Here is a 918-nt window from a genome sequence, read left to right as displayed (position 1 = left end):
GGGCCCGAGGGCCTCGTCGCTCCGCGCCTCCGGCGGGCGCGTCAGCCGCGCCCCCGGCGCTGGCACCAGGCGCGGGTGACGCGGGCAGTCAGCCAGAGCGCGGCGACCGTGGAGTTGACCTCCCGGAAGGGGCCGATGTCCGGGGACCACCAGGCGTAGGCCGCCGCGGGCACGGCGAGGCACAGGCCCAGGACGTGGAGGAGCCACCAGCGCCGGGGGCGGGGAAAGGCGGCGCGGGGAAACCGGGTACGGGGAAGGGCGGCGCGGGGAGGCCGCTCGCGCGCCGGCGCGCTCCCGGCGGCCGACGACGTCGCCGACGCCAGGGACTCCCTGATGCCGGCCAACAGGCCCCTGCTGACCAGGACATGGGCGTCGGGCAACCCGGTGAGGGCTTCGGGCCGGGAGCCGAAGGACTCCGGGAGCGGGGGCAGACCCAGCAGCCCCAGCAGGGTCCGCTGCCGGTCCGCCGGGGCGTTGGCGCCGCGCAGGAGCGCCGTGAGGGGGCGCGGATCGGCGAGACCGTACGCCTTGGCGAGGGCCGCCGCCGTGGCCGCCGCCGTCGCCTGGTCGGGGACCGGGGCCGCCTCGTCCCACGCGTGGGCGGCCACCTTCCTGCCCTTGCGGAGGAGGGTGCAGCCGTGGCGGTCGGCGGTGCGGTGGAGGACGAGGGCCGGCCAGCGCTCGCCCGTGGTGAAGGTGTCGGCGGCGGCGGTGAGCCCCTCCTCGCCGAGGAGCCGGGCGCGCCGCCCCGGGGTGGCGTTCGCCGCCAGCTCGACGTACGACATGGCGCCGTCGGCGGCCGGTGCGATCCGCAGGGGGACCCCGCAGAGCAGCGCCGCCTCCGCGACCTTGTGCGGGGGCGCGGCGACGACGGCGAGGGAGAAGGTGGCGGGCGGGGGGAGAGGGAGGGCGGAAGGT

1 pseudogene is annotated in these 918 nt (G+C 79.0%); it reads right to left on the bottom strand.

The annotated features are described in order from the left end of the window. Positions 1-41 precede the first annotated feature (41 nt). Positions 42-918, bottom strand: a pseudogene (locus GT042_RS12530) (hypothetical protein); the annotation flags it as partial.

The sequence above is a fragment of the Streptomyces sp. SID3212 genome, from assembly GCF_009865405.1.
Lineage (GTDB): Bacteria > Actinomycetota > Actinomycetes > Streptomycetales > Streptomycetaceae > Streptomyces.
Note: the sequence above shows the minus strand (reverse complement) of the source record. Positions and strands in the feature narration are given on the sequence as shown.